Origin of the sequence: Pseudomonas sp. WOUb67 (genome assembly GCF_050058005.1) — a bacterium.
In the GTDB taxonomy this organism is placed as follows: domain Bacteria; phylum Pseudomonadota; class Gammaproteobacteria; order Pseudomonadales; family Pseudomonadaceae; genus Aquipseudomonas; species Aquipseudomonas putida_R.
The window spans coordinates 4,769,100-4,790,413 of the sequence record NZ_CP170112.1; the positions used below are offsets into that span (position 1 = coordinate 4,769,100).

At 62.4% G+C, this 21,314-nt stretch carries 16 protein-coding genes; 10 read left to right on the forward strand and 6 right to left on the reverse strand.

What is annotated here, in order from left to right:
* The first annotated feature begins 108 nt into the window (after window positions 1-108).
* Window positions 109-1,104, forward strand: coding sequence for a 5'-nucleotidase (locus ABOC32_RS21235; RefSeq protein ID WP_426808738.1), 996 nt, complete (start codon window positions 109-111; stop codon window positions 1,102-1,104).
* Here the strand turns inward: ABOC32_RS21235 and ABOC32_RS21240 are convergent.
* From ABOC32_RS21240 to ABOC32_RS21255, 4 genes are read right to left on the reverse strand one after another with little or no spacing between them, the layout of a single operon-like run.
* Window positions 1,065-2,243, reverse strand: coding sequence for a Wadjet anti-phage system protein JetD domain-containing protein (locus ABOC32_RS21240; RefSeq protein ID WP_426808739.1), 1,179 nt, complete (start codon window positions 2,241-2,243; stop codon window positions 1,065-1,067). The genes ABOC32_RS21235 and ABOC32_RS21240 overlap by 40 nt on opposite strands.
* Window positions 2,194-5,499 (reverse strand): ATP-binding protein, encoded by a 3,306-nt coding sequence (locus ABOC32_RS21245; RefSeq protein ID WP_426808740.1) that lies wholly within the window; start codon window positions 5,497-5,499, stop codon window positions 2,194-2,196. The genes ABOC32_RS21240 and ABOC32_RS21245 overlap by 50 nt, the downstream gene beginning before the upstream one ends.
* Window positions 5,496-6,251, reverse strand: a complete 756-nt coding sequence (locus ABOC32_RS21250; RefSeq protein ID WP_426808741.1) for a DUF4194 domain-containing protein — start codon at window positions 6,249-6,251, stop codon at window positions 5,496-5,498. Before ABOC32_RS21250 ends, ABOC32_RS21245 begins: the two co-directional genes overlap by 4 nt.
* A gap of 2 nt (window positions 6,252-6,253) precedes the next feature.
* Window positions 6,254-7,753, reverse strand: coding sequence for a DUF3375 domain-containing protein (locus ABOC32_RS21255; RefSeq protein ID WP_426808742.1), 1,500 nt, complete (start codon window positions 7,751-7,753; stop codon window positions 6,254-6,256).
* Window positions 7,754-8,191: 438 nt separating this feature from the next.
* Here ABOC32_RS21255 and ABOC32_RS21260 point away from each other — a divergent pair, with 438 nt between their 5' ends.
* From ABOC32_RS21260 to ABOC32_RS21280, 5 genes are all read left to right on the forward strand, one after another.
* On the forward strand, window positions 8,192-10,351 hold the full coding sequence (locus ABOC32_RS21260) for a TonB-dependent receptor (RefSeq protein ID WP_426808743.1): 2,160 nt from the start codon (window positions 8,192-8,194) through the stop codon (window positions 10,349-10,351).
* Between the two features lie 46 nt (window positions 10,352-10,397).
* The gene (locus tag ABOC32_RS21265) at window positions 10,398-11,978 is read left to right on the forward strand and encodes a flavin monoamine oxidase family protein (RefSeq protein WP_426808744.1); all 1,581 of its coding nucleotides are present in this window, start codon (window positions 10,398-10,400) and stop codon (window positions 11,976-11,978) included.
* 16 nt (window positions 11,979-11,994) lie between these two features.
* The gene (locus ABOC32_RS21270) at window positions 11,995-12,492 is read left to right on the forward strand and encodes a RidA family protein (RefSeq protein ID WP_016499049.1); all 498 of its coding nucleotides are present in this window, start codon (window positions 11,995-11,997) and stop codon (window positions 12,490-12,492) included.
* A gap of 99 nt (window positions 12,493-12,591) precedes the next feature.
* Window positions 12,592-15,036, forward strand: coding sequence for a TonB-dependent receptor plug domain-containing protein (locus ABOC32_RS21275; RefSeq protein WP_426808745.1), 2,445 nt, complete (start codon window positions 12,592-12,594; stop codon window positions 15,034-15,036).
* A 259-nt stretch (window positions 15,037-15,295) separates the two neighbouring features.
* Window positions 15,296-16,066 carry an SDR family NAD(P)-dependent oxidoreductase gene (locus tag ABOC32_RS21280; protein ID WP_426808746.1) on the forward strand — a complete coding sequence of 257 codons (771 nt, stop codon included), beginning with the start codon at window positions 15,296-15,298 and terminating at the stop codon, window positions 16,064-16,066.
* A gap of 205 nt (window positions 16,067-16,271) precedes the next feature.
* Here ABOC32_RS21280 and ABOC32_RS21285 read toward each other — a convergent pair whose 3' ends face one another.
* Window positions 16,272-16,913, reverse strand: coding sequence for an HD domain-containing protein (locus tag ABOC32_RS21285; protein ID WP_426808747.1), 642 nt, complete (start codon window positions 16,911-16,913; stop codon window positions 16,272-16,274).
* Between the two features lie 106 nt (window positions 16,914-17,019).
* Here ABOC32_RS21285 and ABOC32_RS21290 point away from each other — a divergent pair, with 106 nt between their 5' ends.
* On the forward strand, window positions 17,020-18,015 hold the full coding sequence (locus ABOC32_RS21290) for a GlxA family transcriptional regulator (RefSeq protein ID WP_426808748.1): 996 nt from the start codon (window positions 17,020-17,022) through the stop codon (window positions 18,013-18,015).
* 80 nt (window positions 18,016-18,095) lie between these two features.
* On the opposite strand, the gene ABOC32_RS21295 is transcribed toward ABOC32_RS21290, so the two are convergent.
* A complete protein-coding gene (locus tag ABOC32_RS21295) occupies window positions 18,096-18,257 on the reverse strand; it encodes a hypothetical protein (RefSeq protein WP_426808749.1) in 162 nt (53 codons plus the stop codon).
* Window positions 18,258-18,481: 224 nt separating this feature from the next.
* Here ABOC32_RS21295 and ABOC32_RS21300 point away from each other — a divergent pair, with 224 nt between their 5' ends.
* The 3 genes from ABOC32_RS21300 (at window position 18,482) to ABOC32_RS21310 (ending at window position 21,252) form a co-directional block, all read left to right on the forward strand.
* Window positions 18,482-19,759 carry a bifunctional O-acetylhomoserine aminocarboxypropyltransferase/cysteine synthase gene (locus ABOC32_RS21300; RefSeq protein ID WP_426808750.1) on the forward strand — a complete coding sequence of 426 codons (1,278 nt, stop codon included), beginning with the start codon at window positions 18,482-18,484 and terminating at the stop codon, window positions 19,757-19,759.
* 64 nt (window positions 19,760-19,823) lie between these two features.
* A complete protein-coding gene (locus ABOC32_RS21305; RefSeq protein ID WP_426808751.1) occupies window positions 19,824-20,588 on the forward strand; it encodes a hypothetical protein in 765 nt (254 codons plus the stop codon).
* A 205-nt stretch (window positions 20,589-20,793) separates the two neighbouring features.
* Window positions 20,794-21,252, forward strand: coding sequence for an N-acetyltransferase family protein (locus tag ABOC32_RS21310; protein WP_426808752.1), 459 nt, complete (start codon window positions 20,794-20,796; stop codon window positions 21,250-21,252).
* The last annotated feature ends 62 nt before the right edge of the window (window positions 21,253-21,314 follow it).

Genomic DNA, 21,314 nt, shown 5'->3' on the forward strand with positions numbered 1-21,314 from the left:
AGTTGCAGCGCCAGGTTAGGTGCTGCTGGGGCGGGTGCCGGAGGCCTAGGGGCTTTCGTCACCGCGCAGGCGTACACTTGCCTTCAGCACAGGCTCAGGAGTTGCTCAATGCCCTACCCCATCGAACAGAAACTGGTCATTGGCGTTGCCTCGAGTGCGCTGTTCGACCTCACCGTCTCGGATGACATCTACCAGACCCAAGGCGTCGAAGCGTACCGCCATCACCAGCAGCAGAACCTGGACGAGCCATTCCCGAAAGGCGTGGCGTTCCCGTTCATTCGCCGCTTCCTGAGCATCAACCAGGCCTTCCCCGAGCAACTGCCGGTAGAAGTGGTGCTGCTCTCGCGCAACTCACCGGAAACCGGCCTGCGGGTGTTTCGTTCGATCAACCACTACCAGCTGGACATCACCCGCGCGGCGTTCATGTCGGGCCGCTCGCCCTACGAGTACATCCCGGCATTCAACGCCTCGCTGTTCCTCAGCGCCAATGAGGAAGACGTGCAGAAAGCCATCGACGCCAACTACCCGGCCGGGCGGGTGCTGCCGACGCGCATCTACGATGACGAGATCGACACCGAGTTGCGGGTGGCCTTCGACTTCGATGGCGTGATTGCCGACGACGAGGCGGAGAGCGTGTACAAGCGCAACGACAACCTGGACGACTTTCAGGAGCACGAGCGCGTACACAAGGGTATTCCGCATTCGCCAGGGCCGCTGGCGGACCTGTACCGCAAGCTTTCGCTGATACGCATGCTGGAGGACCGCAAGCTGGCCGAGAACCCGGACTACAAGCGGATCTTGCGGATTGCCATTGTCACGGCGCGCAATGCCCCTTCACATGAGCGGGTAGTGACGACGTTGAAGGACTGGGGCGTATCGCCGGACGAGTGTTTCTTTCTCGGCGGCATGGAGAAGCCCAGGGTGCTGTCGATCCTTAAGCCGCATGTGTTCTTCGACGACCAGCGCAGTCATCTGCAATCGCCGGCGGGGGATTTGCCGATGGTGCATGTGCCGTTCGGGGTGGCGAACAGGGGGCGCTCGCTCGCGCTATCACCGAACGAGGCTCAGTTACCCACCCACTCGCCAATCGCCAACTCAACGTGAGCCTTCGGCAAATACTCCTGCTCGAGGCGCCCTCGCCGTTGACCCAACAGATACCGATAGAATTCAGCCTCATCGGCACGCAACCCGTCGGGCGCCATGAGCTGGGCCTTGGTTGGCTCAGCGACCGCGCTGCCTACCGAATACTGGTCAAACACCGCCCGCTCCATCAGCAGCCCTTCAAGCGTCGGCTGGTGTAGCCGTGCGCGGGCGAGCATTAGCAATCCCCAGGTGTCCATATCCCCCCAGTACGCAATCTGCTTTCCGGCCAGCTGCGCTGCCGCTAGCCATTGCAGATCCAGCCCTGAACCCAGCACAGCGATGGTGTCCGGGACCTCGGGCAGAAGATGAATGCATTGCTCATTTTCAACAACAAGCAACCTCGACCCCGGTAGTGAAGTTTCGGCGAGCTCTACTGTCGTAAGCCGAAGCCGTTTGAAAGGCAATAGACCTGCCTGTAGCGGAACGACCAACACCCAATGGCTGCCCTCTTCGAACGCATCCAGAAATGTCGTCAGGCCCTGTTCCGATACCGCCCCTTCAAAACGCTCGTCGAGCAGCTTCGTCAACAAGACCTGGTTACGTTCAAAAAACTTGGTATCCACTCCGTAGTCAGCAAGCAGACGCAAGGGCCGGCCACCGGCGCACCCAGGTGACAGTCGAGTAGCGACCTGAGCGGTGGCGATGACCTCTGCCGGCGACTTCGTGAGCCAGAGGCCACGCTGAGACACCAACAGTGCGCGGAACCTTGGGTCTACATGCTCGACCAGATGTTCGAGCCGTGCATACTCGCGACTGACTTCCAGGTTACCGGTTGCGGCTATCCAGTCAGATGGGTTATGCAAATGCCAGCGCACCGGAAGGAATATAGAGACTAACCCTGCCCGGTACCTGACAGGCTCCCACTCCACCTTGCCAATCGTCACCCCTCGCCAGCCCTCTACATGCTGCTGGACAGCCTGAACGTTATCGGCAAAAAAACGGGCCGTTGGCTTACCAATTTTGAAGCTGCGCGGCCAGTAGCCCGGGCTGAGCAAGCGCTCCACCCGTATGCTGGTCTGTTGCCATTGCCTGGCCAGTTTATGCCCAAGTTCAATCGGTGATTTCATGCGCCGCCTTCTGACGCTGTTGGTGGTGTTCATCCAGTGCTTCCCAACTCAAAGAAACCAGGCTGGACTCCACGCCACGCCGATGAACGACAACGGCAGAGCGCGTATGGTGACGCAGCAGGCGCATCTCTTTGTTGGGGGTTATGAATACCGCATGCAAACCGAACTCCCTCAAAGCTGCGATGATTCTGCCGGCTACCGCATGGGAGCTACGAGAGAACGCCTCATCGAGCACGATGGTGCCGAACAGGGGGCGGCTACTACCGTCCGGGCAAAGGGCATAGCTGAGCGAAGCCGTCAGCACGTACGAAGCGATGATCTCCTTCTCTCCACCACTTCCGCCTTGGGACCCCGTTCGGGTTTCGATGACACTGCCGCTCTGTCGATCGATCACCGACACCGCAAACTCCAGGCGAAACCGTGGATCCAGCAACGCCCTGGCACCTTGGGTCCGATTATGTTCCCCAGCCTCCTTGAGCAATTTCACCAGTGCCTGGAGAGCCTGGTAATGGCTCTCGCCTTCGTCATCCTTGAAACGCGCCGAGGTCAAGTGCCGCTGCGCTCGCTGGAGCGTGCGTACACTTTCATGGATGACTTTGCTCGCGACAAGGCGCAGGTAACGATCGGGCTGGAAGTCCACCCGGCGCATGGTGTTGTTCAGGTCTTCCAAGCGCTCTTCGATCATGGAAACTTCATGGTCGATGTAGCTGAGCAGTTGGGTCACACCATCGTCTGACGAGCGATTCAGGTACTCCAGAAAGCGCTTGAGCTTTTCCGGCAGAGCCTCTTCAGTCAGCACCCGCAGACGCTCCAGATACCTGGGTACATCCTCCAGCTCGCGCCCAGCTTCGGCCAATGCACCCGTATCGACCTTCAATGCATCGGACATACGCTTTGCAAGCTCAACCTGCTGAGCGCTCAGCTTTTCTCCCAGAGCCTTGAGTGCCTCTTGCAAGGCCCGCGCGTGCTTGCGCTCAAGCTCGAAAATGTCGGCGAGGTCATCCGGGGCGAGTGCAGGGAACTGGGCCGCTGCCAACTCGCGCTGTGCGTCGTTCAGCCCACTCTCGGCAGCATTGAATGCCTTGCGCGTGGCGAGTGCGGCCTGATCATGTCTTGCTTTGAGCGCTGCGCAGTGTTCGAGCTGTTGGCCAAGCTTCTGCTCCAGCCCTTGCAGTTCGCGCTCTGCCTCATCCAGCTCAGCCTTGACCTTGGCGAGATCTGAGTCAGGCCGGGTCAGGGCTTCCAGCTGGGCATGCAACGATTCCAGCTGGTGCTGAGCGCCCGGCAAGTCAATGTCCTCGAATTGCAATTCTGCGACACGATTCAAAAGGCCGGCCAATTCCTCCAATTGCCGCACGTTCTCGCGAGCACGCGATAGCGCCAGCCTCGCAGGCTCAAGTTGCTCGGTCAGTTCTGTGATCTGTGCAGCCAGGAAGGCCAGACGGTCACGGTTGTCAAAGCCGGTCAGCCACTCTTCGTCGAGGCGCTTCTGGTCTTGCTTGTCGAAAAAACGCGCCTTGCCCGACATCAGCCCCTGAGCCGTCATTGCATGAGGCGTATTGCGCAACTGCTCGGGGCTTTCAACGCAATGGCGGTCATTGTCTGCCAGCAGCGCCTTGACCGTTTCGCGATAGGCGTGCTCCTTGAAAAGCAGCTTGCGTGCATACCCGTCGCCGAAGAATACCGGCGGCGAAGCAGGGGCCTTGGTCTCGAGCAACCTGACGTGTAATCGGTTATGGCGCTGGTTTACCCAATGCAATGCAGCCTCGGCCGCCCCTGGTGGGACCAGGATACGTAACCGATGGCTGCCGATAGCCCGTTCGATGGCGCCCCGCCATGCCTGCTCATCTGGCTTGACCTGTACCAGTTCCGCTACAAAGGGCAACGCCAAATCATCAAGCCCAAGCGCCTGCGCCAGCTCACTACGAAACGCATGGAATGCACCGCCCAGGTTCGAGCCGGGCCGCCGCTCCACTTCCGCACGCTCTTGCTGCAAAGCTTTTAGCTTTTCGTTCAGATCCTTTTCGTCGATACCGGCCTGAAAAGCCAGCTCGCGCGCGCTATCGGTCTGCTGGGCCAGCGCATCGAGCCGCTGGCGGATTTGCGCTTGGTTAGCCATCAACGAAGGCGCCGACAGCTCGCCGGATAGCCCCAGACGGTCAGCCAGACGGCGATACTGATCAGCCTGCTGCTGGCGACGATCACAGAGCTTGCGCCAGTCCGCGATACGCTGCCGAAGCTGATCAATACCAGCACCGCCCACTTGCAGATAACGCTGGCGCTGCTGGTCGACCCGACCTTTCTGAGCATCAACGCAGCGCTGGCTGTGCTCACGTTCGGCGTCCGCCAGCTTACATTCAGCATCCAGCCGCTGGGTCTCGGCCAGCCACAGACGATAACCTTGCTCGGCAAACCAGACGGGAAGAATGATCTCCAGTGCCTGTTTATCTCGGTGTTGCCCCTGCAAGACCTTGAAACGCCGCCAGCTCTCGGCGACAGGCTGAAGAGAGCGCTGCTGCGTACGAGCGGTTTCCAGCTCCCGGTGGATATCGGTGAGGTCATCGAAGCTGCTGGCGACCTCCGCTGCCCGAGCGAACGCCGAGCGATCATCCAGCACCAGCTCGCGGAAGATTTCATCGATGCTGTTCAACTGCTTCAAGCCAGCGGCGCGGTTGAGTAAAGTGAATGCGTTCTCGCCCACTTCGAAATAGTCCCGCAACCGGGCCAGATAAGCTTTCTTGCTGGGGTATGGCCAGATACCCGTGGAATCTTTTTCCATCTGGCGCAAGGCCCGCATACCGCCGGCATGGTGCTGGTGAAGCCAATGCTCCAGAGTTTGTTCGGCTGATTCGGTCAGTATCCAGAGTTTCTTCAGGTCCGAGGCCAAAGAGCTGGAGCCTTCAAACCAAAGCACGGCTCCCAGCCGTACCTGTGCGCCGTCACGCTCGAGCGTGGCAGCGATTGCCGTGACCGTCTTGCCTTGACGCGCGATATGCGACTGGTCTGCACCACCATCACCTGGCCCGGACACCCCACGCACATAGGACACCAGATCGCGATCGCTTTCATGTCCCCCTGTAGACGCAAGGTTATAGCGCGGGTTGGCGCACAGTAGCGTCATCAGAGCATCGACCAGCGTGGTCTTTCCGCTCCCGGTGGGGCCGATCACGGCGGTGCCGGATGCATCGATATCAGCACGGTGATAACCCCGGAAACCGCCCCAGTTGTAGAGCTCCAGGCCGGTCAGGATGAACGTTTCACTGTCACGCCAAAGGGCTGTCTGCTTCATGCCTGGTCGTCCTCGCATTTTGATTCCGAACTCGGCGTAGCGCCAGTTTCCAGATGGGCGCGAAGCCATGCCACCAACGCTTGCAAGTTCTCCGGGTTGGCCAGGTGGGTAATGATGGGCCGGATGACGGCCCGGTCATGCGCGTCTGGTGCCGATACCAGGCCATGCCCCCTGAGCTGGTCGAGCAGCGTGATGACGCGGTTACGCTCCCTCGCTTCACTGCCGAGTTCGCCCAGGTAAACCTGCAGCTGCGGAATCAGCTCATCCACCGCGACTTGCGCCAGGCTGGCCCCTGTACCACTTTCCTGTTCGTAGACGATGAAGTGCTGCCGCAAGATCGCCACCAGCAAGGATTGCTCCAGGTTCAACCGCTGCCTGCGTACCAGTGGATGAGACCAGTCATCCTCTTCGTCCACCCCAGCCTGGCGAACGGTCACGAATATCAGCCCTCGCACATCGTCGATACCCATTGCAAGGTCAAGCGGCTCAAGAATACTGGCCACCTCTTCGGCATGAGCAAGCGCCGAACGGTACAGGTTAGGCTTCTGGCTTTCTTCAAGCAGCCCGTATTTGAGCAATTCCTGCACCGCCTCACGCACCTTTTGCGCAGTACGTCGTTCTTCGGTCGGTTCAGGGCCAGAGCCGTCCGTACATGATTCGTCTGCATCGACCTCGGAAAGCGGTACTTCATCATCAAGCTCAGGTTCGCCCGTGTTCGCAGCCCCGGCGATCCGATCAAAAACCCCTGCCATACCTATAGCTCCCAGTCGATATCCTTGAGTACCCCAGATTCGAGTTCGACATACGGCACGTTGAAGCGCCAGCGCCGGTCATCCTCGTCCGCCAGCTCCACCATTTGCCGCTCCTGCATCAGCACCTGGACCCCTGCTTCGCGCGCCATGGCCAGCCAGAGCGCAAGCGTTTCCAGGTCGTGGGTTGGCGGGAGCAAAGCGGCAAGCTCCCTCAAGCTCACAGGGCGACCTTGCTCGGCCAGCACGGCCAACGTGTCCTGAATCAGCGCTTCACGGTCCAACCCATCGAACGCATTCCAGAAGTCATCATCGATCTGCTCGAGCCCGGCGGGGTTGGGCCGTAAGTCCAGCTCGGCACTGGCGTCACTTTCCATATCCTTGAAACGCAGCCGCTCAATGGAAGGAACGCCGACAATGGCTACACCAACCGGTGGCAGGCATACCGTCGTGCGCCGCTCCGATTGGCGCTGCCAGTCGAGGTTCAAAGCCAGGTTGAAGAAGTCGTTCAGCAAGTGGCCTACACGATGATGCTCCGCTGCGAGCCCCGTCTTCATGAAGCCGCGCACATCTCGCTCGCTTCTTGCCCGCGCCTGTAGTACCGACTGTGACTCCTTCACCAGGCGCAGCGCGAGCCAACGCAACTCACGCTGCTGCGGACGTGTCAGCGCCTTGGGCGCTGCGGGGTGCGAGAGAATGGTCCGCAAGCGTTCACGCATCACCACCAGTTCGTCCGATTGACGGAGCTGTTGCTGAAAGCTCTCGAACACACGGCCTTCCGGCGTGTTGAGCAACGCGTCCTGGCCATCGAGCAGCCGGTCGACGACCTCGCCACGGTGAGCTTGCTCGCTGATGATCGATTGACGCAAGCCGCGGTCGGCCTCACGCCAGGAATCCTCCACCCGGCGAAAATCCGCGCGCAGGCTGGTAGCGAGGTTGAACACCTCGCGAATGCCCTCCACCGCTTGCGCTTCGTCCAGCACGTTGACGTGCCCGGACTGCGCCTGCTGCAGCTCACGCTCCAGGTCACTGATACGACGCCGCAGGCTGGCGATACGACTGGTGGGGCTGGGGTTAAGGCTGGTTTCCAGGTTCTCGATCTCGCGCTGGACCACCGAAAGCCGTGACGCGGTGGAGGTCATGAAGCGGTTGTCGAGGGAGTCTGCAAATTTGATGGCCGATTCCAGCGCATCAGTGGCATGGATACGCCCTTCTCTTTCCACTACCAACCGGCGTTTGATCCACTCCCGCAGTTCGCGGCCGGCCTGAACGTGTGTAGCGTCGGGATCGATGCTGAAAAGCTCCTCGCTGGCATAAGCAGCGAGCATATCGGACAGCGCCTGCAGCGCATCTTCCATGGCAATCCCATCGTGGGACCGCTCGAACAGAGTGCGCAGGCACCCCAGGACCAGCGGAGCCCGGCGAGAAGCGAGCAACACCCAGGCAGGGTGCTGGCTACGGGCGAAGACATAGCGTTCGGAATGTTGTTGCGCTTTCTCTTCCATGGCGATCAGTGCTCTGCGGACTGCGTTGAAAAGCGAGACTAGTCGGCTGCCAGATCGGTCGCAATCAATGGAAGAGGGTTGTTACAGGTTTGGGAAGGGGACTACAGAAAAAACTCTAAATCGTGCGATTTACATCAATTTCCACCCACTCCATGGTCGTGGTTGGGCGTCGTGGATGCCCGAGTGCCGCTTTCACAGCCCCTAAAAATACATTTATTCGATTTTATATTAAATATTAAATGCCTTTTTATAATATTAGCTTAGACTTAAAAAGTATTTTAAAACCATTTTTCATAGAGATATGTTCTCACCAGACCGACCCCTGACTGGTGGAGGCAAAGGAACCTAATACCTCCTTAAGCCTCAGGTCACCTCACCCGGCTCCGGTATCCAGGTATCCGAAATCCCATTCGATGCTGGTTACCTGGAAGCTGCAGCATGAAGCCTTTGCCCTACCCTGTTCGCCATCACCTGTCCGCCGCCGTTGCACTCGCCCTCTTCACGCCTACGGCCTTTGCCGAGCCTGCCGAAACGCCAGGCAACAAGTTGCCTACGGTCACCGTCACGGCGGAGCACCGCGAAGAAAACCTTCAGAAAACCCCGCTGGCGATCAGTGCCTTCGACGAACGCACCCTGCAGGATGCGCAGATCAACAACGTGCGCGACCTGTCCGGGCGGGTGCCCAACCTCACCCTGAACCGCCAGTCCATTTCCTACAGCGCACAAACCTACGGCATACGCGGCATTGGCGAGACCGACCCGATCCAGGAAGCGGCCGTTGCGGTGTACGCCGACGACCTGTACATCCCGCGGGCGATTTCCTCGATGCTGGACTTCAACGACGTGGAGCGCGTCGAAGTGCTGCGGGGCCCGCAAGGCACCTTGTACGGGCGCAACAGTGCCGCCGGCGCGATACGGGTGATCACCCGCGACCCGACCCAGCAGGCCCGCGCCTTCGTCGAGCTGGGTGCCGGCAACTACAACGCACAGAACGGCCGCCTGCTGGTCAGTGGGCCACTGGTGGACAACACCCTGTTCGGCAGCTTCTCGGCGATCCGCCTGACCCGCGACGGCACCGTGTACAACCGCACCCGTGACAAGGACGTCAACAACATCGAGATCCAGTCCTACCGCGGCAAGCTGCGCCTGGCCCCGCAGGATTCGCCCTGGGACGTGCAACTGACCCTGGCCGGCACTTTCGACCGCGGCGATACCACCAGCTATACGCCCTTCAACCCGGCTAACGGCCATTTCGACAAGTTCAAGACCTACAGCAGCCTCGACCCGAAGAACAAGCTGGACCAGGGCAGCGCGGTGCTGCGTGCGATCTACAACATCGATGACCATCTGAATTTCAAGTCGGTCACGGCCCGGTCCGAGTTCGACCAACCGGTGGACTACGACAACTCCGGCCAGGCCAACAGCGGCACCGCGTCGCCGATCCAGAACAACCTGATCACCTACAAGCAGCGCTACGCCACCCAGGAATTCCAGCTCAACGGCGAATACGACAGGTTCAGCTACACCCTCGGTGTGTACCTGTACAAGGAACGCTTCCGCGCCGAGCGCGACAGCCTGACCTTTTCGGTGGCGCAAAACCGGGTCAATGCCAGCGGGCAATACAGCACCACCGATACCGAAAGCTACGCGTTGTACGGCCAGAGCAATTACAAGCTCACCCCTCGCCTGTCCTTGACCACCGGCCTGCGCTACACCCACGAGCACAAGAACTTCGATTACACCAACTACGCCATCACCACCGACCGGGCAATCACCGGCACCAATTTCGCTGCCGAAACCAGCGATTCCTGGGCATCCCTCAGCCCCAAGGTTGGCCTGGAGTACGCCTGGAGCGACAACCTGGTGCAGTACGGCTATGTGGCCCGGGGCTTCAAGGCCGGCGGCTTCGACAACCGCGCGCCCACCCGCGCCGCTGCCGAGCAGGGCTTTGACCCGGAAAACGTCACCACCTATGAGGTGGGCTTCAAGGGCGACTTTGCCGATGGCCGCCTGCGCAGCAACATCGCCTTCTTCTACAACGACTACGACGACCTGCAGACCAATGCCTGGGACCCGGCCATCAGCGCCAACCTGCGCACCAACGTCGGCAGTGCCCACACCTACGGCGTGGAGCTGGAAAACACCGTGCTGCTGGCCCGCGACCTGCGCCTCACCGCCAACCTGGGCTACCTGAAAAGCCAGTACGACGACTTCCAGAACGCCAGTGGCCCCGGCGTGAGCGCCGACGGCAAGAAAATGATCTTTGCGCCGGAATGGAACGCCAGCCTTGGCCTGAACTGGACAGTGCCGGTCAACCTGCCGGGTGAGCTGGTGGCCAATACCGACTACCAGTACCAGACCCGCTCCTACGCCAACCCGCTTAACGCCGACATCTACGAAGTACCTGCCCAGGGCTTCTGGAATGCCAGCACCAGCTATGCCAGCGCGGACGGCCACTGGACCACCACCTTGTCGGTGAAGAACCTGCTCGACCGCGCCTACCCGCAAAGCATTGCCTACTCGGCCGCCAGCCGCACCGCCTACTACTCGGTCAACGACCCCCGCACCGTGCTGCTGAGCGTGCGCTACGAGCTGTAGCGCCGCGCTGAACGGACTCACTTTCCATTTGCAAGGAGAACACCCCATGGGCTTGACCCGTAGAGACCTTATTGCCCACCTGATGGCCGCCGGCAGCTACGGCGCCGCGCTTGGCAGCCTGTCCGCCCTGGGCCTGTTGCCCACAGCGGCCAAGGCCAGCACCTTCCAGCCGCTGGGCCTGCCGGCCGCGTCCGGCAACGGCAAGCGCGTGCTGGTGGTGGGGGCTGGCATCAGCGGCCTGGTGGCGGCCTATGAACTGGGCAAAGCCGGCTTTGAGGTGCGCGTACTGGAAGCGCGCGAGCGAATCGGCGGGCGCGCCTGGACACTGCGCAACGGCGACGAGATCCTGCACAACGACGGTAGCCGCCAGCAGGTGCGTTTCGACAACGGCCACTACTTCAATGCCGGCCCCGCACGCCTGCCCAGCCACCACCTGACCATCCTCGGCTACTGCCGCGAGCTGGGCGTGCCACTGGAAGTGCTGGTCAACAGCAGCCGCAACGCCCTCGCCCAACCGGACCTTGCGCAGCCACCGTTGCTGCTGCGCCAAGCGGTGAATGACACCCGTGGGCACCTCAGCGAACTGCTGTCGCGCAGCATCAGCGGCAAAGCGCTGGACAAGGAGCTGGACACCGGCGACCAAAAGGCCCTGCTGGACTTTCTCAAGGTGTACGGCGACCTCGACGAGCAGCGCCACTACAAGGGCTCGGTCCGCGCCGGCTACACCCGCTTCGCCGGGGCGGGCGACCAGACCCCGATCCAGCGCCAGCCCGTGGCACTCAAGCAACTGCTCAACCCTAACCTGATGCTGCCGCTGGTGTTCGACGAGATCCCGGAGTTTTCCGCCACCATGTTCCAGCCGGTGGGCGGCATGGACCAGATTGCCAAGGCCCTGTACGCCAAGGTGCAGAACAAGGTGCAACTGCACGCCGAAGTGCAGGCGATCCGCACCGGAGACAACACTAGCCAGGTCACCTGGCGCGACCGGCGCAGCGGCAAGACCCAGGTAGAAACCGCCGACTACGCCATCGTCACCATTCCCCTGCCACTGCTGGCCCGGGTCGACCACAACTTTGGCAAGACCACCCAGGCTGCCATCGCCCAGGCCAAGCCGGACCTGGCCAACAAGGTAGCGTGGCAGGCACCGCGCTTCTGGGAAAGCGAGTTCCAGATCTATGGCGGGCTCTCCTACATCAACCACGAAGCGCGGCTGCTGTGGTACCCCAGCGACCACCTGAACAGTGCCCAGGGCATCCTCGTCGGCACCTATAACACCGGCGAAGTGGCGCGCACCTTTGCCACGCGTTCGACAGAGCAGCAACTGGCGTCGTCGCGCCAGGCCGTGGAGTCGCTGCACCCGGGCCATGCCAGCAAGTTGCAGCGCGGGGTGGCGGTGAACTGGTCGAAGGTACCGTTCAGCGAAAGCCCGTGGATTGTCCATGACGTGCTGGCCGAGCCCGGCTATTCCCACCTCAACCAGCCCCAGGGCCGCACCTGGCTGGCCAGCGATGCACTGGCCCATGGCGGGGTGGGCATCTGGCAGAACAGCGCCGCCGACTCGGCCCGCCATGTGGTCGGGCAGATCGCCCGGCACGCCCTGCAACAGCAACGCGGCGTCGCCGCCTGAACAAGGAAGCCCTCTGATGAACAAAACTGCCCTGCTGCTTGGAGCCTTCATGTCACTGTCCGCACTTACCGCCCAGGCCGACACCATCAAGCGTGTCGACCCGCCAGGCTCGAAGTTCCCCATTTCGCAACTGGTCACCGTACCCGCCGGGACCTCGCTGACCTTCGTCAGCGGCACCTTGCCCGACGTTGCCGACCCCAAGGCGCCACCGCAGACCATTGCCGCCTATGGCAACACCGAAACCCAGACCCGCTCGGTGCTGAAAAAGATCCAGGCCGCCCTGCAGAGCCAGGGCCTGGGGCTGGGTGACGTGGTACAGCTGAGGGTGTTTCTGGTAGGCGACCCGGCCACCGAAGGCAAGCTGGATTTTGCCGGGCTGCAAGCCGCCTACACCGAATTTTTCGCCACCGCCGAGCAACCGAAAAAGCCAACCCGCACCGCCTTGCAGGTGGTGGCCCTGCCCCTGCCGGGCGCCCTGGTCGAGATCGAAGCGGTCGCTGCAAAAGCGCCCTGATACGCCGTTAAGCCATTCCCCCTATTGCTTGCCTGCCGGGCCCACCTGGCGGGCGGCCCCTGTGCACCCGCTGTTCGACAGCGCTCATGGAGAGCGAACATGCTTCACGCCTTGAAACTGCCCAGCCCGCGCCTGCAACCCGCACTGCTGACCATGGCCCTTGGTACCATCGGCCTGGCCGCGCCGGATGCATTTGCCGAAAGCGCTGCCCAGGCCACGGCCCCGTCACAGCTGGGTACCGTGATCGTCACCGGCAACCGCGGCTCGGAAAAACGCACCGTCACCACCAGCCCGGTGCCGATCGATGTGATCAGCGCCAAGCAACTGCAGCAAACCGGCAAGCCCGGCCTGATGGAAGCCCTCAGCGCCAGCGTGCCGTCCTTCACCTTGCCGGAGAAGACCGGCTGGGACGCCAGCGGCATGGCCCGAGCGCCCAGCCTGCGCGGGCTGAATGCGGCCCAGGTGCTGGTGCTGGTGAACGGCAAGCGCCGCCATACGAGTGCCAACCTGAACATCAGCGGCATCCAGGCGGGCGCAGCGCCCACCGACCTTGACCTGATCCCCATCAGCCTTATCGACCACGTCGAGGTGCTGCGCGATGGCGCAGCCGCCCAGTACGGCTCCGACGCCATCGCCGGGGTGATCAACGTGATCCTCAAGGCCGACGCTTCCGGCACCTCGGTGACCAACGCAGGCCAGGGTTACGACGGCAAGAAGCAGACCGTGCAGCAAGGCTTGAACAAGGGCTTCGAGATCGGCGACAGCGGCATCGTGCAGTTGGCCCTGGATGCGCGCAGCCAGAACGACGACAACAAGGCCAGCGCCAACGGCTACAGCTATGCCGAAGCCTTCGACAAGGCCGGCAAGTCGACCTACGGCGGCTACGGCACGCCGAAGATCAACCTGCTGACCCTGGGCTATAACGCCGAGCTGCCGCTAAGCGACGACCTGACCCTGTATTCCTTCACCACCTATTCGCACCGCAAGGCCGAACAGGGCCAGAACTTCCGCCTGCCGACCATCACCAACACCATCACCACCGGCCCCAACGGCTACCCCAGCGGCTACACGCCCACCTGGTATATCGAGGAAGATGATGTGCAGGGGGCCTTCGGTGCCAAGGGCAATGCCGGGGAATGGGCCTGGGACCTGTCCAGCACCTACGGGCGCAACGAGGCGCTGCAGGGCACCACGCACAACCAGAACGCCTCGCTGGGCGAGGCCACGCCCAACCACTTTGAATCGGGCACCTGGATTGCCACACAGCTGACCAGCAACCTGGACCTGCAGCGCAGCTTCGACATCGGCCTGGACAAGCCGCTTGACCTGTCCTGGGGCCTGGAACACCGACGTGATACCTACCAGGTGCGCGAGGGCGACTGGGCCTCATGGGCCAACGGCGGCTACTGCCGGGCACCCGGTGACTGCGCCGCCTCCGGTGCACAGGTCACCAACGGCATCTCGCCGGACGAAGCCACCAGCACCAGCCGCAACAGCGTGGCCAGCTACATCGACGTTGGCTTCAACCCGCTGCCACAGTGGTACCTGGGCAGCGCGCTGCGCTACGAGCATTACAACCGAGGGGTGGGCGCCACCCGCAGCGGCAAGTTGACCACCCGCTACGAGTTCACCCCCGAGCTGGCCGTGCGCGCCACGGTCAGCAACGGCTTTCGCGCACCGTCACTGGCCAACAGGCTGTTCAGCGCCCGCTCGACCACCTACGGCGTGGTCAATGGCGTGTACCAGTCGATCAACTACGGTGTACTGCCAGTGGACTCGGCCGCAGCCAAAGCCTTGGGCGCGGAGGCACTCAAGCCAGAGCGCTCGACCAACTACAGCCTGGGCCTGACCTACCAGCCTGCCCCGCAGCTGTCGTTTACCGCAGATGCCTACGTGATCAACGTGCGCGACCGCATCACCCTCACTGGCACCCTGCTGGGCGACGAAGTGACCCAGGCGCTGCTGGACAACGGCATCGACTCCACCTCTGGCGGGCGCTATTTCACCAACGGCGCCAACACCCGCACCAAGGGCCTGGACCTGGTCGGCAATTTCGACCAGAACCTGGGCAACTGGGGCCAACTGAAATGGACCGCCGCTTTCAACTGGAACCAGACGCAGATCCTGAGCTACAAGGAGAACGTCAATATCCAGGGCACGGACTACAGCCTGATGGACCGCCAGGCGCGCAACTTCCTCACTGAAGTGCAGCCGCACACCAAGTTGATCCTGGGTGCCAACTGGCAACGCGACCGCTGGACCAGCAACCTGACCCTGACCCGCTACGGGTCCTGGCGCGAGGTGAACTCGGCCACCGACCGCAGCCTGGACCGTGAGTACAAGGCGCGCTGGATCACCGATATCGACGTGGGGTATCAGCTCACCAAAGACCTCAACCTGGCCGTGGGGGCGCAGAACCTGTTTGATGTTTACCCCGAGCGGCAGAACCCCAGCAGCAAGACCATGACCAAGGGGTATGGGGCGTATTCGCCTTATGGTTTTACCGGGGGTTACTACTTCACCCGGCTGACGTACAACTTCTGATGTGCACCGTTGGCGTACTGGGGCTTAGGCATGTCCCGCTTTACCCTGTGTGAGCAACTGTCTGGCATTATCACTCAGGCTACCGCATCACACGGTAGGAGCAGCCTTGTGCTGCGAAGAGGCCATTGCTGTCGAAGATGATCTTTGGCTCTACCGGCCACTTCGCAGCACAAGGCTGCTCCTACAGGTCCTGTGCTTGCCTTGGCGTCGACGCCGGCCAAGTGGGAGCGGGATTCATTCGAGACATGAGGCGCACCTAATGAGCCTGATCCCCGGATTATCTGACAAAACCTGCGTATTGGTATGTGGTGCAAGCCGAGGTATCGGCCTGGCGCTGTGTACAGCGTTGCTCGCCCGCGATGATGTAAGCCGGGTCTGGGCTGTGTCCCGGCACGCCAGCACCGCTGACGGGCTGCTTGCCCTTGCCCGGGCACATGGCGAACGCGTGGTACTGCTGGATTGCGATGCGCGCGACGAGCTGGCGCTGGCGGCGCTTGCACGCGGGGTGGGCCTTGCCTGCCCGCACCTTCACCTGGTTATCAGCACACTCGGTATCCTTCACCAGGAGGGCACCAAAGCCGAGAAGTCGCTGGCCCAACTGGACCTCACCAGCCTGCAGGCCAGCTTTGCCACCAATGCATTTGCGCCGATCCTGTTGCTCAAGCATCTGTTGCCACTGCTGCGTAAACAGCCCGCCACTTTTGCCGCGCTGTCGGCCAGGGTCGGTTCGATCAGCGACAATCGTCTGGGTGGCTGGTACAGCTATCGCGCGAGCAAGGCGGCGCTGAACCAGTTGCTGCACACGGCAAGCATCGAACTGAAACGCCTGAACCCGGCCGCCACGGTGCTGGCGCTGCATCCGGGGACTACCGATACCGAGCTGTCGCGGCCGTTTCAGGGGAATGTGCCGGAGGGGAAGCTGTTTGCGCCAGCCTTTGCTGCGCAGTGCGTTATCGAATTACTGGGACGGCTTGGGCCTGCGCAGAGCGGCAGCTTTTGGGCATGGGATGGCGAGCGGATACCCTGGTAAACGCAGACCGCGCGCCCTGTGTAGGCAACTGCCGTACACAACCATTCAGAAGCTTGCGCGATCCTTGTGGGAGCGGTTTTAGCCGCGAACTCCGGCTAAGCCGGTGCCATCCACCGCGGTGGATTCTTCGCGGGTAAACCCGCTCCCATAGGGAAAGCGAACCACCGAAGCGCGCAGTTCACTGCGCCATGATGGCTATCGCCATTCAACTGGGCCAGCAGGACTGGCGAATGACGCTGCAGAAGTTCCCGGGCCGGAATGCCGGCTCCTTGTCCGCAATCACATCCGCCTTCGCATTGCCAAACGTGGTTTGCGGCTTGTGTCGAATGCCGTTGTAAAACGCCTGGATAATCGCCTCCTTGAAGTGCTCCCCGCGCGGGTGCGCCTGGACCACGGCATCCCGTGCAGCGATACCCAGCCCCTCGTGATGCATGCCCAGCACATCAGTCTCCACGCCCGCTGTAACCAAGGCAATCAACGGGTGCATATGCTCTGGAATGCCCGGCGTGGTGTGCAGCGCAATCGCCGTCCATACACGCTCGACATCACGCTCATCCACGCCATGGCGCTGGAGAAAATCACGCGCCGCGTTGGCGCCATCCACTTCAAAACGGCAGCACTCACTGCTGTGCGCATGGGTCAGCCCCATGTCATGGAACATGCAGCCTGCGTACAACAGCTCACTGTCGTAGCGCAGCCCCAGGCGCTGGCCGGCAAGTGCCGCGAAGTAGAACACCCGGCTGGAATGGTGGAACAGCAAAGGGGAAGCCGTGTCGCGGACAAGCTCGGTGATTTCCCGGGCCATAGCGCTGTCAGGCAGCTGGATACCGGCAATGGATGAGGACATGGTCGCTCCTTGGGTGGGTTGATGACGCGTTCAGTCTGCGGTCACGCCTGAGCGTCCTCAATTGACTTATAGCGCCAGATACTGCCATTGTCGGTGGATAACGGACGTGCTGCAAAATGCCCGGAGCCACCATGTCCCCTCCCCCATTACGATTGCGATCCTGGCCATGCCCGGCGTGCAAATGCTGGATGCCTGCGGCCCGCTGGATTTGTTCGCCGAGGCCAATCGCCAGCTCGGCCGCGACGCCTATCGCCTGCTACTGCTGGCTTGCGAACCGGGGCCGTTAGTGAGCTCTTCCGGCACGCGGCTGTTTGCCGATGGCTGGATCGGGGAAGACCTGCCAGCCATTGACACCTTGCTGGTCGCGGGTACGCCGCAAGCCGCCGACCAGTACCTGCGCCCCGGCATTCTTGACTGGCTGCACCAACGCGCAGGCGCTTGCCGTCGATATGGCTCGGTGTGCACGGGGGCTTTTGCTCTGGCAGCCGCCGGGCTGCTGGATAACCGCCGTGTCACGACGCATTGGGCGGTGGCCGAAGCACTTGCCGAGCGTTACCCACATGTGCACGTGGATGCCGACGCCATCCACGTGCGCGACGGCAAGCTGCGTACCGCTGCCGGGGTGACAGCGGGGCTGGATTTGGCACTGGCTTTGGTGGAAGAGGACCTGGGGCGGGACATTGCCAGGCAGGTGGCGGGGCATCTGGTGATGTACTTCAAGCGGCCGGGCGGGCAATTGCAATTCAGCCGCCAGGGCGACACATCACCGATCGGGCGCTCGGCCATACAGGGGTTGCAACGCTACGTGGCTGCCAACCCTGCGCTTGAGCACGGCGTGGCCAGCCTGGCGGCACGGGTGGGGCTTAGCCCCCGGCATTTTGCGCGCGTGTTCCAACACGATGTGGGCATGACCCCGGCGGCCTGGGTAGAGCTGGCACGGGTGAACGCGGCGCGGGCGCGGCTGGAAGCTGGGCAAGAGGCGCCGAAACAGGTGGCGGCGCTGTGCGGGTTTGCCAATGCCGACACGTTACGGCGGGCGTTTGTGAAGCATGTGGGGGTGACGCCAGCAGAGTATCGCAAGCGCTTTGGGCGCTCGGGGTGAGCTCATTTGTGTAGCATGCTCCCGCGCCGGGTGCGCTATTGCACCCCGGCCGAGGCAGTGCGTTCCATCGCGAGGTCAGCTCAGCGAGGGCCGCCGCCCTGATGGCCACCAAAGCCACCGCCACCACCGTGGCCACCACCATGACCACCGCCACCACCCGGCGGCATGAACATCCAGCAACCGGACAAGGCAGATACCAGCGCCACAACCAGGGCTGCGCGGAAAAGGTGTTTCGACTTCATTGGAACGCTCCACAGGGTTAGATCAGCTGCCTGCCAGTAGCCGGTTCGGCAGCGGGCGGATTCTAGAGCTGCGGTGTGATGGCACGGGGAAACTTTGCATATCTTTACAGTGGGTGCAGGCACTGGGAGCACCATTGAAGGGAAGCAGCCATGGCCTCCTTGACCCACGCCCTCCCGCCGCCGCATGCTCGAACACTTCCACCCCACGCTCAAGGAACGATTGCATGAAGCTGGAAACTCTCGCCATCCACGCGGGCTTCAGCCCCGACCCGACCACCAAGGCGGTGGCTGTACCGATCTACCAGACCACCTCCTTCGCCTTCGACGACACCCAGCACGGCGCCGACCTGTTCGACCTGAAAGTGGCCGGCAACATCTACTCGCGCATCATGAACCCCACCAACGATGTGCTCGAGCAGCGTATGGCCGCCCTTGAAGGCGGGGTCGGCGCGCTGGCGGTGGCCTCGGGCATGGCGGCCATCACCTACGCCATCCAGACCGTCGCCGAGGCCGGCGACAACATTGTCTCGGTGGCCAAGCTGTACGGCGGCACCTACAACCTGCTGGCCCACACCCTGCCGCGCATGGGCATTCAAACCCGCTTCGCCGCCCATGACGACATCGCCGCGCTCGAGGCGTTGATCGACGCGCGCACCAAGGCGGTATTCTGCGAATCCATCGGCAACCCCGCTGGCAATATCGTCGATATCGCCACGCTGGCCGAGGCCGCCCACCGTCACGGCGTGCCACTGATCGTCGACAACACCGTGGCAACCCCGGTGCTGTGCCGACCGTTCGAACATGGCGCGGACATCGTCGTGCACTCGCTGACCAAGTACATCGGCGGCCACGGCACCAGCATCGGCGGCATCGTCATCGACTCCGGCACGTTCCCCTGGGCCGACAACAAGGAACGTTTCGCCCTGCTCAACACCCCCGACCCGTCCTACCACGGCGTCACCTACACCGAAGCCTTCGGCCCCGCCGCCTTCATTGGCCGCTGCCGCGTGGTGCCGTTGCGCAACACGGGCGCTGCGCTGTCGCCGTTCAACGCCTTCCTGATCCTGCAAGGCCTGGAAACCCTGGCCCTGCGCATGGAGCGCCACACCGAGAACGCGCTGAAGGTCGCCCACTACCTGCAAGCCCACGAGCAGGTGGCCTGGGTGAAGTATGCCGGGCTACCCGACCACCCCGAGCATGAACTGGCCCAGCGCTACACCGGCGGCAAGCCGGCGTCGATCCTGTCGTTCGGCATCAAGGGCGGCCAGGCGGCCGGTGCGCGGTTCATCGATGCGTTGCAGCTGGTGGTGCGCCTGGTGAACATCGGCGACGCCAAGTCACTGGCCTGCCACCCCGCCTCCACCACCCACCGCCAGCTCAACGACGAGGAGCTGGAAAAGGCCGGTGTACCGCGGGACATGGTGCGCCTGTCGATCGGCATCGAGCACAGCGACGACATCATCGCCGACCTGGCCCAGGCCCTGGAGGCCAGCCGCGGGTGATTCATCCGCGCCCCACCCAATGCCGACGGCGGGCGCACTGTCATCTAGCCTGGATACACCTGCAATGACGCTGTTCTACCTGAAACTCATCGTCACGCCCCTGCTGATGTGGGCCATCTCCCTCGCCTCGCGGCGCTGGGGCGGTTTGCTCGGTGGTTTGCTTTCCGGCCTGCCGATCACCTCGGCGTTGGTAATGACCTTTTTGTGCCTGGAACAGGGCACGGCCTTCGCCTTGGGCGCAATACCCGGCGCACTGGGCGGCCTGGCAGCGGTGCAGGCCACCTACACCTTCTACCTGTTGGCCACGCGCAGGCTCGGCATCGCCGCGGCCGTGCTGCTGGCGTTGCTGTTCTATGGCTTGGTTGGGTATGCGTTTACCCACTGGGGCAGCTTGTACCTGTCGATTGCCGCGACGCTGGTGCTGATCGGCGTGCTGATTCGCGCCAGCGGCAGTGAGCCCAAGCCCGACACACTGGCCCGCCCCCGTCAGCGGTTTTGGGAGATCCCCCTGCGCATGGTGTCTGCGACTTGCCTGCTGATGATCATCACCAGCCTGGCCAGTTGGCTGGGCCCGGCGACCAGCGGGATGCTCGCGCCGATACCGGTGATTGCCTGGCCGCTGGTGGTGTTCGCCCATGTGCAAAATGGCCGGGCCGGGATGGCGGCGATGGTGCGGGGTAATGCGATCGGAGCAGTGGGAGTGATCGCGTTTTATCTTGTGCTGGCGGGGCTGCTCGAAGTGTGGGGCGTTGGCCTGGCTATCGGGCTGGCCATGCTTTGCGCCGTGGTGCTGACCGTTGGGCTGGCCACTGTATTACGGCGGCGTTGATGCGCCAGTGGGGCTGCTGCGCAGCCCATCGCAGGCAAGCCAGCTCCTACACAGGGACCGCGCAGCCTCTGAGCTCAGCGCCCAACCTGTGGGAGCGGGCTTGCCCGCGAACACCGGCACAGCCGGTGCCATACGCCGCGCAGGATGCTTCGCGGGTGAACCCGCTCCCACAGTGCTGTGCCAGATCAATGAATTGAGGTAACCCATGGAGTATCAGATTCGCAGGGCGCGACCAGAGGATGCTGCGGGTATTAGCCGAGTGATCATCGCTGCCCTGCGGCAGACAAATGCAGCGGACTACGATGCCGCGACCATTGCCAGGGTCGAGCAGTCGTTCAGCGAAGCGGGCATTGTTGGCCTGCTGGGTAAACGCCTGATCTTCGTTGCGGCTGATCACGATGAGGTCGTGGCTACTGCCAGCCTTGAAGATGATGTAGTCAGAAGCGTGTTCGTCGGCCCCGAGTATCAGCGGTCAGGTATCGGCGAGCAGTTGATGCTCGCAGTCGAGAACGAGGCGCTTGTGCGGGGATCGCAACGGTTGCGAGTGCCCTCTTCGATTACGGCGCAGGGTTTCTATACGCGCTTGGGGTATCGCAAAGTGCGGGATGAATTCCATGGGGATGAACGTACGATCATCATGGAGAAACGGCTGATCGGGCCATGATGGCCGGGTCTGGACGCTGTACTGGTGGCAGCGAGTTGTTAGGTGAGCCCAAGTAGTGGGTT